General features: G+C 69.8%; 9 protein-coding genes and 1 pseudogene. 7 read left to right on the plus strand and 3 right to left on the minus strand.

Annotated elements, in window-relative coordinates; genetic code table 11:
• The first annotated feature begins 379 nt into the window (after nt 1-379).
• The 5 genes and pseudogenes from ACWDO5_RS00300 (at nt 380) to ACWDO5_RS00320 (ending at nt 6,365) form a co-directional block, all read left to right on the plus strand.
• Nucleotides 380-1,699, plus strand: coding sequence for a ricin-type beta-trefoil lectin domain protein (locus ACWDO5_RS00300; RefSeq protein WP_450527060.1), 1,320 nt, complete (start codon nt 380-382; stop codon nt 1,697-1,699).
• 683 nt (nt 1,700-2,382) lie between these two features.
• The gene (locus ACWDO5_RS00305; protein WP_450527061.1) at nt 2,383-3,285 is read left to right on the plus strand and encodes a hypothetical protein; all 903 of its coding nucleotides are present in this window, start codon (nt 2,383-2,385) and stop codon (nt 3,283-3,285) included.
• Between the two features lie 91 nt (nt 3,286-3,376).
• Nucleotides 3,377-4,007: pseudogene (locus tag ACWDO5_RS00310) on the plus strand (class F sortase).
• A gap of 382 nt (nt 4,008-4,389) precedes the next feature.
• Nucleotides 4,390-5,784, plus strand: a complete 1,395-nt coding sequence (locus ACWDO5_RS00315) for an alkaline phosphatase D family protein (protein WP_450527063.1) — start codon at nt 4,390-4,392, stop codon at nt 5,782-5,784.
• 365 nt (nt 5,785-6,149) lie between these two features.
• On the plus strand, nt 6,150-6,365 hold the full coding sequence (locus ACWDO5_RS00320; protein ID WP_450527065.1) for a hypothetical protein: 216 nt from the start codon (nt 6,150-6,152) through the stop codon (nt 6,363-6,365).
• Between the two features lie 16 nt (nt 6,366-6,381).
• Here ACWDO5_RS00320 and ACWDO5_RS00325 read toward each other — a convergent pair whose 3' ends face one another.
• Nucleotides 6,382-7,383, minus strand: coding sequence for an alpha/beta fold hydrolase (locus ACWDO5_RS00325; RefSeq protein ID WP_450527067.1), 1,002 nt, complete (start codon nt 7,381-7,383; stop codon nt 6,382-6,384).
• Between the two features lie 222 nt (nt 7,384-7,605).
• On the opposite strand from ACWDO5_RS00325, the gene nagB reads away from it, so the two are divergent.
• Nucleotides 7,606-8,388, plus strand: coding sequence for a glucosamine-6-phosphate deaminase (gene nagB, locus ACWDO5_RS00330; protein WP_450527068.1), 783 nt, complete (start codon nt 7,606-7,608; stop codon nt 8,386-8,388).
• A gap of 157 nt (nt 8,389-8,545) precedes the next feature.
• On the plus strand, nt 8,546-9,880 hold the full coding sequence (locus ACWDO5_RS00335; protein ID WP_450527070.1) for a globin domain-containing protein: 1,335 nt from the start codon (nt 8,546-8,548) through the stop codon (nt 9,878-9,880).
• A 2-nt stretch (nt 9,881-9,882) separates the two neighbouring features.
• Here the strand turns inward: ACWDO5_RS00335 and ACWDO5_RS00340 are convergent, their stop codons facing one another.
• Both ACWDO5_RS00340 and ACWDO5_RS00345 read right to left on the minus strand, forming a co-directional pair.
• Nucleotides 9,883-12,051, minus strand: coding sequence for a ThuA domain-containing protein (locus ACWDO5_RS00340; RefSeq protein WP_450527072.1), 2,169 nt, complete (start codon nt 12,049-12,051; stop codon nt 9,883-9,885).
• An 18-nt stretch (nt 12,052-12,069) separates the two neighbouring features.
• Nucleotides 12,070-14,505, minus strand: coding sequence for a PQQ-dependent sugar dehydrogenase (locus ACWDO5_RS00345; protein ID WP_450527073.1), 2,436 nt, complete (start codon nt 14,503-14,505; stop codon nt 12,070-12,072).
• Nucleotides 14,506-14,772: the final 267 nt, after the last annotated feature.

Genomic DNA, 14,772 nt, shown 5'->3' on the forward strand with positions numbered 1-14,772 from the left:
TCACCGCGATCAGCGAGAACCACCGAGAGGAACCCCCGCCATGGCAGACCGGAACCGGCCCGCCCCCACCGCATCCCCTGGGCCTTCTGCGGACTCGGCCGAGCCCGGCGGTATGCCCGCCGCCACCGCCTTCGGCGACGCCGCCGCGCCGGCCGGTGGCGAACCCACTCCCCCGGTTCACAACACTTCGGAAGGCACCCGGTGAGCCCCGGCGCGGACCGGAACACGGCCAGGGCGTACGGCCCTTCCCGGCTCCGGTAGGTTCGGGCTCCGCCCCAATCGGGCCTCCTGACGATCGGTCGGCTTGTGGCGCAACCCGCCGCACCGGACGACCGAGGAACCACCCTTTCCCCCACCGGCACCATCCTGGAAGGCACGGATGAGCAATCCCGACCACAACGCGGCGCAGCGCGCACCTGCAACAGCGCCGACTGCCGCAAGCGCCGCCACCGACGAGCCGGAGACGCCGTCGGCGGCGGAGATAGCCTCCGCACCTTCCCAACCGGCCGAGGACCCCGACCGGGCCGGAGAGCCCGAGCACGGAGACGAGGGCGCGGCTCGCAAAGAGGCCGAAGGAGCGTTCGCGGCGAAGCGGGAGACGCGCGGCAGGCGCACCGAGGAGGCCGGCGAACAGTCCGCCCCCGACGCGGAGGCGGAAGCCGAGGCCGAAGCGGAAGCCTCCGCTGGGGAGGGCAACGAGGAGGGCTCCGCGGCGGTTTCGGACACCGCCGCCGGATCTGCGGAGGGGACCACCGCCGCGGCCCCCGCGATCAGCCGGGCGGAGGCCGTCGCCGCGGCGGCGGCCGACGCTGCCCCGTCGGCGGATCCCGATCTGCCGGGCCGTCGGCCGCACAAGGCGATGCTGGCCGGCGCGGCGATCGCCGGGGTGCTTCTGATCACCGTTCCGCTGCTGCTCACCCAGACCGGCGACAACGAGGACACGAGGGCCGAGCGAACGAGCTCCGACGCCGGCACCGTGCTCGACACGGGTGACGCGCCGTCCGAAGCGTACGGTTCGGCCTCACCGGACGCGCCCGGCAAACCGTCGGCCGGGGATTCGACGAGCCCCGGCGCCGGCGTCAAGGCCGGTTCCGGCCCGTCGGGTGCGCCGAGCGGTGCCGGTTCCGGCCCGTCGGGTGCGCCGAGCGGTGCCGGTTCCGTCCCGCCGGGCGGCAGTCCGAAAGCCGGCGGAGCAAGCGGCAGCGGAACGGGCGGCAGCTCCGCTTCAGGTTCCGGAACGTCGACGTCTGCCAAAGGCACCGGAACCGGGAGCGGCGCGGGCGGGAGCAACCGGACGACGGCCGCAAAAGCGCCCCCCGGCCAACTGATCATCGGCTTCGCCTCCAACCGCTGCATCGATGTGACCGGCATCAGCGGAGCCGACGGCACACCACTGCAGATCTGGGACTGCGGAGGCGCGGCGAACCAGCGCTGGCAGTTCTCCGGGGACGGGACACTGCGGTCCATGGGCAAGTGCATGGACGTGGCCTGGGGTTCACGGGAGAACGGCGCGGCCATCCAGCTCGCCAACTGCAGCGGAAACCCGGCGCAGCAGTTCCGCCTGAATGCGTCGCACGACCTGGTGAACCCTCAGTCCGACAAGTGCGTGGACGTGAAGAACCAGGCCACCGGCAACGGCGCCAGGCTGCAGTTGTGGGCCTGCGGCGGCACCGCGAACCAGAAGTGGAAGACCGGCTGACGGAGTTCCAGCCGCGTCCGGCAGCGATGTGTCCGTGTGCTCCCCAAGAGCACACGGACACATCCGTCGGGATGGCCACCGCAGCGCGGGCAGCGTCCACAGGCCGACTGGCTGATGACCGCGCCCAGCCGGCCGGGCGCGAGTTCGTCACCGGTCTGTGGTCACAGTCCGGTGCCGTCGCCCGCCGAACCGTCGGGCATGCACGAGGTGGAGAGCGGTCAGAGCCACGAGCTGGTCTTCATCGGCACCGGACTGCGCGGAGACGCTGCGCGGCGCGCTCGACGGTTGCCTCGTCGGCGCGGACGAGACGGGGCCGTGGCAGGATCTCTTCGCCGCGTGGGACGTTCCCTGCACCGAGGATCACCTCACGCCGTCCGTGACACTCCGTTGGAGCCTGGGGTCGCCGGCCGGACCCGGTGGCTCGCTCGCCGCAGAGCCCAGGGGTGACGCCGTCACTCGATCGGACTCGTGTACGCCGCGGATCCGCCGGGCTCGCGGCCGTACCGCGTGACCTGGCACGACCGTCGCGGCCACTGCGACCGACGGGGGGTGACACGCCGAGGCCGCGCCGCCCTCGCCGCATGCGGGGCCCCCGTCGGCCTCCTAGCGTCTTTCTCAACGAGGGTTTCTTCTCCTGCGCGGAAGTCATCCGCAATGGCCCTCGGGAACACGGAGAACTGACCATGCGTGCGATACGTGTCGCCTCCCTCGCCCTGATCGGCACCGCCGCGCTGACCGTCGGCGCCCCGGCCGCCCTGGCCGCGGACGGGAGCAACGTCACCCCTTCCGGTTTCACTGTCACCCCCTCGACCGTCGCGCCCGGTGGCACCGTGACTCTGAACGCCACCGAGTGCGAAGTCTCAACCGTGACCGTCTCCTCCGGAGTCTTCGACACGGTCACGCTCGATGGGGGCCGGCCCGGCACGGCGAAGATCGACGCGGAGGCCAAGCCGGGGGCCGAGGACGAGGTCACGTTCGATTGCAACGGCGAGAAGGTCACAACGGCCCTCACCATCGGCAGCGGCTCCGGCTCACCCACTGGGACCGGGAAGGACACCGGGGACGCGCCCCCCGAGGTCGGGACCGAGGCCGACACAGGCGACTCGCCCACCGGGGCCGAGACCGGGACCGAGGCCGACACAGGCGACTCGCCCACCGGGGCCGAGACCGGGACCGAGGCCGACACAGGCGACTCGCCTACCGAGACCGAGGCCCAGGCCGACACAGGCGACTCGCCCACCGAGACCGAGGCCCAGGCCGACACAGGCGACTCGCCCACCGAGACCGAGGCCCAGGCCGACACAGGCGACTCGCCCACCGAGACCGAGGCCGGGACCGTAACCGGCGACGCACACACCGGGACGGGAACCGACCCCCGGGCCGAAACCGGCAACGCACACACCGGGACCGGAACCTCGCACACCGGGACCGGTACGAAGCCCGGCGCGGGCGTCAACGCCGGCGCCGGCGGCAGCTTCGCAGCTCTGAGCCCCGCACAGATCGCCGTCGGCACCGCCCTCGTCGCGGGTGGTGTGCTCGGCGGCGGCGTCCTGCTGCTGCGCCGCAGCTCCAAAGAAGGCGTCTGACGCCGACACAGCGGCTCCGCCGCCCCGGGCCCCGAGGTCCTGGGCGGCGGAGCGCCACCCGAGACACAAACGGGACAGAGGAAGAGCGCCCATGCACAGGTCCACGCACCGCGGCTCCTGGTTCACGGTGGCTTCTGTCCTGCTGCTCGGGCTGTTCCTCTTGCGCAACGGATCCACCGAGCCGGTCGGCGGCCCGCCCCAGCCCGGCTCCGCCGTCGCGGCTCGCCACAGCACGGCCGACCCACTGCCGCCCGCGCCCGATGCGCTCCCCCACTCCCCGCCACGGCGGATCGCCATTCCGTCCGTCCGGCTCGACGCCCCGCTCACCGAGGTCGGCCTCGACGCCGACGGCTGGATCGACGCGCCGCCGCTGGAGAAGAGCAATCTCGCCGGCTGGTACAAAGGCGCGGCCGGCCCCGGCGAGCGGGGCACGTCCGTCATCGTCGGCCACGTCGACAACAAGGCGGGCCCGGCCGTCTTCTACGCACTCGGTGCTCTGGAGCGGGGCAGTCGCATCGAGATCCTGCGCGGGGACGGCCGTACGGCAGTGTTCGCCGTGTACGGCATCGAGGTCTTCGCCAAGAAGAACTTCCCGGCCGCCCGCGTCTACCAGGACACCCCGGCGTCGGAGTTACGCCTGATCACCTGCGGCGGCGGCTATACGAAGGACGGGCTACGACGGGAACGTCGTGGCGTTCGCCCGTCTTGTCGAGGTGCGCTGACGAGGTACCTGCGCGACGGCCGCGAGCGACCGTCCGGGCGGAGCGCCTTCCAGAAGGCCGGTGTCACGGGGCCCGTTCCGCCGAGTTGAATCCCGGGCCCTTCGGCGGGAAGAACGGTGCCGTCGGATGCCGGAGTCACCGGCGTGGCCGAAAAGAGTCGTATCCGGACCGGCACGGTCCTCGTGGGGTTCCAGTAATCCGCCATGACCAGGCTCGACGCCTTCTCGTCGGCAGGCGTCCGAGTCGGTAAGAACGGCTTGATTTCTGCAAACGGAACACCGATTAAATGGTAAGCCTTTACCTCCTGTTTGTTTCCTTGCCTCCTGGCGCGCCATGACGCCTGTCTAGCGTCCAGATACTCGGACCGAACCTAGGAGAGCACGTGAACAGCCAGGCCACAGACCCTTCGACCAATCGACGCCGGTTCCTCGCCGGCTCGGGCGCCGCTATCGCGGGCACGGTGACCGCATCCATGCTGGGCTCGTCGGCCGTCGCGGCCGAATCGCAGCCCGCCCTGGCCACCGCCGAGAGCGGCCCCCTGCGACTGACCCACGGCGTGGTGACCGGCGATGTCACCTCGACCAGCGCGATGGTGTGGGCCCGCGGCAGCGGCGAAGGCCGGATGCAGGTGCTGTACGGGTCCGAGGAGACCGAGGTCGCCGTAGCGAAGGGCCTGCTGAGCGAGGCTGTGACGCTGACCGCGGAGCGGGACTTCATCGGGCAGGTGACCCTCCGTGACCTGACCCCGGGTACCCGGTACTTCTACATGGTCCAGTTGGAGGGCGAGAACCCCACGGTCAGACGGCCGATCTCGACCTTCGTCACCGCGCCGGAGAAGAACGACAAGCGCGACGTCCACTTCGTCTGGAGCGGTGACACGGGCGCTGGCTTCCAGAACCCGACGCCGTACCCGACGTTCGCCTCCATGCTCTCCGAGAACCCGGAGTTCTTCGTCTTCAACGGCGACACCATCTATGGCGACGTCGCCACCGCGGCCAGTGGTCCGGCCAAGACCCGCGAGATGTACTGGGCGAAGTACAAGGAGATGCGGGAGGACCCGTACCTCCAGACGCTGGCCTCCCGGGTCCCGTTCATCGTCAACTGGGACGACCACGAGGTGAGGGACGGCTTCCGCGGCCCCTCGGAGCCGCTCATGCCGATCGGCCGCGAGGCCTTCCACGACTACTGGCCCATCTCCTCCGGTCCCGAGCAGATCTACCGGTCGATACGGTGGGGCCGGGAGCTGGAGGTGTTCGTGGTGGACGGCAGGCAGTACGCCTCGCCGCTGGGAGCCCCCGACGGCGCGGACAAGATCCTGTTCGGCGCCGAGCAGCGCAAGTGGCTGATCGACTCCATGAAGCGCTCCAACGCCACTTGGAAGGTGATCGTCACCTCCAGCCCGATCTCCATCATCCGGTCCGCGCCGCCGGTGGACGACTACGTTGCCTACGAGCACGAGTTCGGCCTTCTGATGGACGAGTTCCAGAAGATCAAGGCGAAGAACGTCGTCTGGCTCACCGCTGACGTCCACTGGGCGCAGGCCATCGAGTACCCGCGCTACGGCATGTGGGAGTTCGTCGGCTGCCCGATCGGGTCGAGCCAGCGCACCAAGAGCGAACCGCTCTCGCCCACCTTCGGCCCCAAGGAGCGGTTCATCGCCCTGAATGGTCGCTACTACGGCAGCGTCAGCATCAACTCCCGCAAGCGGACCATGACGGTTCACCTCAAGCGGCAGTCCGGCGAGTCGATCTACAGCGTGGAGATCCCGGCCCGCTGACCCCCCGGCGACCGGGTCGGGCAGCCCATGGCGTCACCACCCTCGCCGGTCCCGGTCCCACCCGCATCGTCCCTGGATACGTGGCGGCTTGAGTGACGCGGCCTTCGAAGCCGCGCATGCCGAACAGGAACCGGATACGCGTACAGACGCTGCCGGCCCTGCGCGGGTCCCGGCTTGACAGGCTGCCCGGGAACCGGCGCGGGGCGGCGGCTCCATCTGCGGTCGAGGAGACCCAGGATCGCTGCCGCCCTCCCCCAAGGCCACCAGTGCCGGCGCTGTCGCTCCAGGGCGCTACGCCCGGGAACGCCGCAGGGGGCGCGGGCGCGTCAGCGAGGCCCGTCCAGGCGGCTGGCAGACTGGGGGGCATGTCCGCTCCCCGCCGCCGTTGCCCGGTCTGCCGTCGCGAAATCGCCGTCGTCGCCGGGCGGTTCGCCCGCCATGACCCGGCCGGCTCGCGTACCGCGGCGGAGCTGGTCTCCTGCCCCGGGTCCCGGCGGCAGGCGCACATCGATCCTGCCCTGCAGCCGGATCTCGACGGAGCTTTCCTGCCGGACTTCCCCGGTCAACTCCCTCTGTTCTGACAGGCAGTGCGCGTCCTCAGGTCGCGCTGCGCTCGCTCGCCAGTTGCAGCTCGTCCTCGACGCCGCGCCCCGCCCGCAGCAGTTCCCGCCAGCGCTCCGTACTCCAGTCGGCGGGGCGGGTCGTCTCGATGAAGTCCTCGACCAGCGCCAGAAAGCGCGCCGGATCGGCGTGGAAGGGAAAGTGGCCCGCCCCCTCGAAGATCTCCAGCCGGCTTCCGGGCATTGCCGCATGCGCGCCGTGCGCGTGTTCAACCGGCACCACGCTGTCGCGGGAACCCCACAGCAGCATCGTCGGCATCCCCTGTGCCAGATAGCAGCGGTCGAGCATGGTCACCACCTGGCCCCGCCAGTCGACGACGGCCCGCAGTGTGCGGATGAAGGCGCTGCGCGAGGTCGCGTCCGGCAGCGCGTCCACGAGGTTGAGCAGCTCCGGCGCGTCCTGCCCGAGGTCGATGTCCAGCATCCTGATCAGCTCGGCGAACAGGCCGGTCCCCTGCCGCATACCCGGCAGGTTCAGCGCCGCAAGCAGCAGGTCGGCGCCCGGCAGGGAGACCGCCCTGAGGACGGGATTGACCTCCCGGCCGACGCCGCCCGCGCTGACCAGGACCAGTCGTTCGGTGCGCTCGGGGAACTGGTAGGCGAACTGCATGGCCACTCCGCCGCCGAGCGAATGGCCGACGAGGGTGGCCCGGTCGATGCCGAGCACTCCGAGCAGGTCCCGCATGCCGTTCGCGTATGCCGCAACCGAGTAGTCCGCACGCGGCTTGTCGGAGGCGCCGTGGCCGAGGAGGTCGGGTGCGATGACGGTGTAGCGACGGGCCAGCCCGGGGATCAGGTCCACCCAGGTGGCGGAAGAGTCTCCTATGCCGTGGACCAGGAGTACGGCTGGGCCTTCGCCGGCGATCCGGTACGCCCGCCGGTAGCCGTGCACCACATAGTGGCGCAGCTGCACATCGTCTTCGTTGACGGAGCGCAGCCTGCTCCGGTCCGATGTCTGCGGTCCGAGGCCGGTGACCATCCGCTCACCTCCTACGCGGTTCCTCATCCGCTCTTTCGAATCTGCTCCTCCGAGCGTAGAGGCGCCACCGCACGGGGGATTTCCACCAGGTTTCACCCAGCTACAGCCTGCTGCAGGGCGAGCTGAAAGCCCAGCCGGGCCGGACATCCCGGGCGCGACAGCACCACTGCCCACCAGGTAGATTGGTCTACACCACTTGCGCCTTCAGAGACAGGGATCTTCGTGGAAGTTGTCATCGTTCCGGACTCCGCCACGGGCGGCGAGCTCATCGCCGTAGCCATGGCCGACCTGCTGCGACGCAAGCCCGACGCCCTCCTCGGCGTCGCCACCGGTTCGACCCCGCTGCCCATCTACAAGGCGCTCGGGGCCAAGGTGCGCGCCTCGGAAGTGGATGCTTCCCGTGCCCGGATCTGCCAGCTCGACGAGTACGTCGGTCTGCCGTCCGGCCACCCCGAGTCGTACCGCTCCGTTGTCCTGCGCGAGGTCGTCGAACCTCTCGGGCTCACCGACGCGTCCTTCATGGGCCCAGACGGGACCGCCGACGACGTCGCGGCCGCCTGCCTCGCCTACGACCGTGCGCTCACCGAGGCCGGCGGCGTCGACCTCCAGCTGCTCGGTATCGGCACTGACGGGCACATCGGCTTCAACGAGCCCTGTTCGTCGCTCGCCTCCCGCACTCGGATCAAGACGCTGACCGAGCAGACCCGGAAGGACAACGCCCGGTTCTTCAACGGCATCGACGAGGTCCCCCACCACGTGATCACCCAGGGCATCGGCACCATCCTGGAAGCCCGCCACCTGGTCCTGCTGGCCACCGGCGAGGCGAAGGCTGACGCCGTGGCGCTCGCCGTCGAAGGACCGCTCTCCGCACTGGTGCCCGCATCCGCCCTGCAGCTCCACCCGCACGCCACGGTCGTGGTCGACGAGGCGGCGGCCTCCAGCCTGAAGCTCGCCGGCTACTTCCGCGCCACCTACGCCGCCAAGCCCGTCTGGCAGGGCCTGTAGCGACGGCCAGTTGTCCCGACCGGAAGGGAAATGTTCCAGTCGAGAAGTAATTGACGCCACATCGGCTCGGGTCCGCCTACGAGTTGATACGGTCAGCTCGCTCAGCACTGTGACGCGCGTTCAACTATCGCGCAACCGTGCAGCCCCGGGGGAATCATTGAACGACGACGACATAGATCTGGTCAGATCGAGCCTGGAACGCGTCAGGCGGCGTGCAAGTCATGTGGTCCGATACTTCTACGCCCACCTGTTCACCCACCATCCGCGGCTGCGGCCGCTGTTCCCAGCCGCGATGGACGATCAGTACGAGCGGCTGTTCGCCGCGCTGGTGCAGGTCGTGGACCATCTCGGCCACCCAGGGCTCCCCGTCTATCTGGCTCAGCTCGGCCGGGATCACCGCAAGTTCGGGATAGGCGACGACGACTACGCGGCGGTGGGCGAGAGTCTCGTCGCCGCGGTCCGCTACCACAGCACGCAGTCCTGGGACGCGCGGACCGAAGCGGCCTGGCTGCGGGTGTACGCAACCACGGCCGAAGCGATGACCGGCGGGGCGCACAGCTCTCTCGCCGCCAACGAGCCCGCGTCGTGGGAGGCCACTGTCGTATCCCACCGGCTGCACGGTGGGCACACGGCCATCATCCGCGCCGTTCCGTCCGCCCGCTATCCATGGCGCCCCGGCCAGTACGCCACGATGGAGCATCCGGATCTGCCGGGTGTGTGGCGGCCCTACTCCCTGGCCGGCCGCCCCGACCGTGACGGTGTGCTCGAATTCCATATCGGCCGGGTCGCCCATGGGCTGCTCAGCAATGCGTTGTGCGACCACACAGAGCCCGGCCACATACTGCGACTGGGCGCCGCCTCGGGATCCGCACTCGCCCCGCCGCCCGGCACTCCGGCCGTCACTCTGATAGCCGCCGGCTCGGGCTGGGCCCCGGTCAAGGCGGTCCTCGACGAGTTACTCGCCCGCAGGCCCACGCCCCGTATCCGTATCGACGTCGTGGCCCGTGAGGCCGACTTCTACGACGGGGACTCGCTCGTCGACCTCCTGCGGGCCCACCCTTATCTGAGCGCCTACTGGTGGTACGAGGAGCGGGCCGATGGCCGGATGCGGGCCGCGGAACGGCTGCACAGCAATCTGAGTGCGCGCCGGGGGTGGACCGGCGAGACCGTCTATCTCTGCGGTCCCGTGATGTTCGTGCAGGAGACGGCCGAGTTGCTGTACGAGTGCGGGCTGCCGGCAGAATCGCTCATCCGGGATCCCTTGCCCTCGTCGGTGCAACAGCGCGGATACGTCTCCCACGCGGAACAGTTTCTTGATCCACGCCCGGTGAACTGGATCGATCCCGACGCCCGGACGCGCCCGCTCGACCTCCCGGCGCCCGAGTCCCACTCGGATCCTCAACCCAAGCCTCAGCCGGAAGCACAGCCTGAGCCCGCACCACCGGACAGCGGCGGCTGGTTCGAGCCGCACCGCGCGGCAGGACGGGTCTGACCTCACTCCCTCCGCTTCACGAACTCGCTCACCCAGTGTTTCGTACGGTCGAGATAGGCGGTCTCCGCCGCCGCCCCCGTCTTCCCGTACGCACCCGAGAAGGTCTGGTAGCCGTGCCCGGGCGGCGGGTTGCTCGACGCGGGCTCGATGGAACTGCCCTCATGCCATTCGTTGAACGAGGTGACGGAAACCCAGGTGGGCGATCCGCCGATGGCGGGGTCGAGGGCGTTGCTCCACTCCTTGTCGTAGGTGGCACCGTCGACACGGCCCAGCGTGGGCGTGGTGTTGCCCGGTACGGCACGGTCGTCGACATAACCCGGCGCGACCGACGGGGCCCAGATGAGGTTGTGCGCCTTGGCGTAGTCGCCCGCCTGCTTCCAGCCCGGTGCGGTGGCGCCGGCGATGCCGTCGTAGGTGTAGAGCCCGGAGAAATGCGCGATCTTCGTGGTGTCGGTGGTCTGCGCGAGGACGCTGCTGGTCGGCGTCACCTGGTCGAGCGCGGTCCAGTCGGTGATCCGGAGGCTCTCGAAGATGTAGAAGGCCGAGCGGTTGCCGTGGGCGGCGTCCCGGTAGAAGGCGGGATGGCTGCCGTACGTCTGATTGAGATAGGTGATGTCCTCGACGACGGACTGCGCGGTGCGTCCGCTGTACGGCTCGATGTGCCAGGCCACCTTGACGCCCTGGCGCTGGGCGGCGTCCATAACGCGCCGGGCGAGTGTGTCCTCGTAGCCGCCGCGGCCCCACCAGCTGTAGACGATCACGCCCGCTCCCGACTGGGCGACCCACTTCATGTGCTGGTCCACGGCTCCCGCCACATCCCCGGAGTCGTACGGTCCGAGGGCCGGGTACAGGTCGGCGCCGATGTCGTCGGGCGGCGTGTGTCCGCCCTGCTGCCAGTGCCGCCAACTCCCTTGCCCCGCGGGGGATCCGTACCACGGGTAGTAGAAGAGGTGGACGTCCGGCGACAGGGTCTCGCCCGCCGCCGGCTCCGTGCCGAGGGTGAAGGTGTCGATGTCGAACAGCGCGCCCGGGCCGCCGGTGAAGCGCAGGAACAGCGGTCCGCTGCCGCTCGCGGTCAGCGTCGTCGACACGGTTGTGAAGGTCTCCCAGCCACCGGTCGGCGCGACCTGCACCGAACCGAGCAGGGTGCCGGTCGCCGATCCCGCCCGGATCTCGATGGTGCCGCCCGCACCGGCCGATGAGACTTTCGCCGAGAAGGACGTGGCCCCTGCGGTGGCCACCGAGGCGTAGCCCGCCCAGTCCCCGTTGTCGATATAGCCGAGGGTCCGGCCGCCGCTGGCGCTCGCATGGCCGGCGGCCTGCACTCCGGAGCCGGAGGTGTACGCCTCGCCCTCGACGCTCACCGGCCCCGGGCCGCCCCGCGGGCTGCAGTCGGCGGCGACGACCCCCGCCGCGTAACGGATGCCGCCGAGGAGCAGGGAGCGGAAGGCGGGGTCGGCGTACGACTCGGAGGTGTGGCCGAGTCCGGTGTAGAAGGACCGCCCGGAGCCGTGCGGGTGGCACCAGGTGATGGGGTGGTCGCCGGCCATCTCCCCGCCGCTGTACGTGGATTCGTCCAGGCTCTGCAGGACGCGTACGGATGAGCGGGGGTTGGTGCGGTAGTTGTACCACTCGTCGGTGCGCGTCCAGGTGGGCCCGAGGTGTGTGGTGGCGGGATGTGTGCCGTCCTCGGTCTTGACGGTGGCCTGCTGGATCGCGGGGTGGCTCTTGAAGCGGGCGCCGACGAGTTGTTCGTACTGCGGCCACTCGTACTCGGTGTCGGCGGCGGCGTGGACGCCGACGAATCCGCCGCCCCCGTCCACGTACGACTGGAGGGCGCTCTGCTGTGTAGCGTCCAGTACGTCGCCGGTGGTGTTCAGGAAGACCACCGCCTCGTAAGTGGCGAGGCCCGCGGGTGTGAAGGCGGCGCTGTCCTCGGTGGCGGTGACGGTGAAGTTGTTCGCCGTGCCGAGTGCGCGGATGGCGTCGATGCCGGCCGGGATCGAATCGTGGCGGAAGCCGGCCGTCTTGGAGAAGACGAGCACGTCATAGGCGGGGTCGGCGGCCCGGGCGGTGGCGCCGGGTCCCGCGATCGCGGTGGCGAGTCCAAGCGCGAGAGCTCCGGCGGCGGCCGTGGAGCGGCGGATGAGGTGGGTGCGTAAGAGCGTCATGGTGTCCCCTTCCACCCGTCAGTTGAGGGTGAAGGTGTCGATGTCGAGGAGATTGCCCTGGCCGGACGGGCCTTTGAAGACCAGGAAGAGGCTGGTGGTGCCGGTGGGGGCGCCCGCCAGGTTCATCGTCACGTCGGTGAAGTTCTCCCAGCCGCCGGTCGGCGCGACGTGCACCGAACCGAGCAGGGTGCCGGTGGCCGATCCGGCCCGTACTTCGATCGTGCCGCCGACACCGCCGGAGGAGACCCTGCCGGTGAACTTCGTGGCCCCTGCGAGCGCGTAGGGCTGGAATGAGATCCAGTCGCCATTGTCGGTGAAGCCGACCGTCTTGCCGCCCTCGGCGTTGCCGTGGTCGGCGGTCTGGATGCCGGACTGCGCGCCGAAGTGCTCGGCCTGCCGGTGCCTGGGCTGCAGGATGCGCACGCTGTGGGTGGTCAGTCCGCCCTTGTCGGTGTACTCGGCGTCGAAGACTCCGTAGAGGTTGGCGGCGCTGTCGTGCTCGCCGTCGGCCGGGACGGCGATGGAGCTGGTGCAGCCGTTCGTCGAGGTGATCTGGTGGCGGTGGCTGTCGTGCCCGAGGAGATAGGTGACTTTCACCTTGGCGCAGTCGACGGGGCCGTCGTCGGGGTCGCTCGCGGTGACCGTGAAGGGCGCGGTGTCGCCGAAGGAGAACAGCGCGCCGTCCACCGGGGTCATCAGGTTCACCGTAGGCGCGGTGTTGCCGACGCTCAACACCAGGCTCGCTGAGCCGGTCAGTCCTTCGGGGTCGCGGACGGTGAGCGTCGGCCGGAAGGTGCCCGCGGTTGTATACGTATGGCTGGGGTTGGCGGCGGTGGATGTGCTCCCGTCGCCGAAGTCCCAGGAGTATGTGAGCGATCTGCCTTCGGGGTCGGAGCTGCCCTGCGAGGAGAAGGCCACGGTCAGCGGTGTGGGCCCGGAGGTCTTGTCGGCGGCGGCCTTGGCGACCGGGTTGCGGTTGCTGCCGCCGAGGTACTCGATGCGGTAGAGGGCCTGGTCGCTCGCCCCGGAGCCGTAGTCGACGACGTAGAGCGCGCCGTCGGGTCCGAAGTCCGTGTCGATGATCTGGGTCCCGCTCCACGGGAAGTCCTCGATCACGCCGTACGAGCCGTCACTCCTGACCTCGACGGCTTTGATCCAGCGTCGGCCGAGCTCGGCGGCGAAGTACCGTCCATCGAGCGACTGGGGGAATTTCACAGGTGAGTTGAGGGCCGCGTCGTAGCGGTAGACCTCGCCGCCCATGGGCGATTCGGAGCCGGATCCGAACTCGGGTGGGGCGCCCGCGTCTCCGTACTTGATCCAGCTGGCCTTGGCTGCGGGGAGGGTCGAAAGCCCGGTGTTCCGGAAGGAGTTGTTCACCGGACCGCCCGCGCAGCCGTACTTCGCAGCGGACGGGCCGCCGGGGAAGGTGTACTCGTTGTACGTCTCCGCGGCGGTGTTGGTGCCGGTGCAGTACGGCCAGCCGTAGTTGCCCGGGGCGGTGATGCGGTCGAACTCGACTTGGCCGCCGGGACCGCGGTTCGGGTCGGTGGTGCCGGCGTCCGGGCCGTAGTCGCCCAGGTAGACCGCGCCGGTGGCCCGGTCCACGGACATCCGGAACGGGTTGCGGAAACCCATCGCGTAGATCTCCGGCCGGGTCTTCGCCGTGCCGGGTGCGAAGAGGTTTCCGGCCGGGATCGTGTAGCCGCCGTCGGGCTGCGGCTTGATGCGCAGTAGCTTTCCACGCAGGTCGTTGGTGTTGCCGGAGGAGCGCTGGGCGTCGAACTGCGGATTGCGGCCCGCTCGTTCGTCGAGCGGGGAGTAGCCGCTGGACTCGAAGGGGTTGGTGTCGTCGCCGGTCGTCAGATAGAGGTTTCCGGCGGCGTCGAAGTCGATGTCGCCGCCGACGTGGCAGCACTGTCCGCGGTCGCCCGGCACTTCGATGACGACTTTCTCGCTGGCGGTGTCGAGGGTGCCGTCGGCCTTGAGGATGAACCGGGAGAGGTTCAGATGCCCTTTCCAGGGCTCGAAGTCGGCGGCGCTGCCGTTGACTGGGGCGTCGCCCGCCGGGGTGTTCAGCTTGGGCGAGTAGTAGAGGTAGACGTACCGGTTCGTGGCGAAGCCGGGGTCGGCAGCCACTCCCTGGAGCCCTTCCTCATCATGGGTGTAGACGTCCAGCCTGCCCGCGACCTTGGTGTTTCCCGCGGCGTCGGTGTGCCAGACCGTGCCGTCGCGTGCAGTGTGCAGGACGGCCCGGTCGGGCAGCACGGCCAGCGACATGGCTTCGCCCATCTCGGCCGGACCGAGGGCGAGTTGGACCTGCTGGAAGTCGGACGGCGGGATGGCGCTCGGCATGGCGGGCGGTTCGGCGGCTGTGCCGGTGACGGCGCCGCCGGACAGCACCAGCGCGAGGGCGGTGAGGGGTACCGACCACGCCTGGTGGGGGCGTAATGGCATGGAGCTTCCTTCCTGACTTGGTGTGGGGGTGCGTCAGGCAAGGCGCGCGACGGCATGCTCACCGTCAACGGGCTTACGGCCCTGCGGAGTTCTTGCATGGATCGCAAAACTCTTGTCTTCATCGTGCGAGTGTTTTGCATGCTGGCAACGCAAAGTTAATTTGTCAAGGCTATGTCAAAATTACGGATCCGAGCTTCTGGCCCGCCCCAACGCGGGTAGGCGGAGCGGGAGTTCGCCCGTTCCTGAACACACGGCAGCGAACTACCT

Source organism: Streptomyces sp. NPDC000880 (genome assembly GCF_053599675.1).

What these genes read in the sequence shown, in the direction of transcription:
- ACWDO5_RS00325 (WP_450527067.1), bottom strand. Translation starts at nt 7,383, where the DNA reads ATGGTCACCGGCCTCGGACCGCAGACATCGGACCGGAGCAGGCTGCGC.
- ACWDO5_RS00345 (WP_450527073.1), bottom strand. Translation starts at nt 14,505, where the DNA reads ATGCCATTACGCCCCCACCAGGCGTGGTCGGTACCCCTCACCGCCCTC.
- ACWDO5_RS00305 (WP_450527061.1), top strand. Translation starts at nt 2,383, where the DNA reads ATGCGTGCGATACGTGTCGCCTCCCTCGCCCTGATCGGCACCGCCGCG.
- ACWDO5_RS00340 (WP_450527072.1), bottom strand. Translation starts at nt 12,051, where the DNA reads ATGACGCTCTTACGCACCCACCTCATCCGCCGCTCCACGGCCGCCGCC.
- ACWDO5_RS00300 (WP_450527060.1), top strand. Translation starts at nt 380, where the DNA reads ATGAGCAATCCCGACCACAACGCGGCGCAGCGCGCACCTGCAACAGCG.
- ACWDO5_RS00320 (WP_450527065.1), top strand. Translation starts at nt 6,150, where the DNA reads ATGTCCGCTCCCCGCCGCCGTTGCCCGGTCTGCCGTCGCGAAATCGCC.